This is a genomic window from Singulisphaera rosea (assembly GCF_054877945.1).
In genome coordinates this window covers 1-255 of sequence record NZ_JBTYIP020000153.1, presented here as the reverse complement: position 1 = coordinate 255, position 255 = coordinate 1, and the positions used below count along the sequence as shown (strand labels likewise).

The 255-nt window shown below is 67.5% G+C and carries 1 protein-coding gene; it reads right to left on the bottom strand.

The genetic code is table 11. The annotated features are described in order from the left end of the window. Window positions 1-52: 52 nt before the first annotated feature. A partial coding sequence (locus ACYOEI_RS41300; RefSeq protein WP_462856506.1) for a hypothetical protein occupies window positions 53-255 on the bottom strand: 203 nt, incomplete at its 5' end.

Here is a 255-nt window from a genome sequence, read left to right as displayed (position 1 = left end):
TGCATGCCTAATCCACGCCGCCAACGTTCATTCTGAGCCAGGATCAAACCCTTCATAATGTGGATCGAGTCCCCTGCCCCCTCGCGAGGCCAGGCTCCCCGTCCTCACCCGTCCGGGTTGAGGAATTGCTGACTGGTCGCAGGCGACCCTGGGCCGAAGCCCGGAATCGGCTGCCGGTCGGAGGTCCGTCCCCGCCGCACCCCACCCCGACCGGGATGAGTGCGACATCGGGCGGCCCCTCGCCGGCTTCCCTCA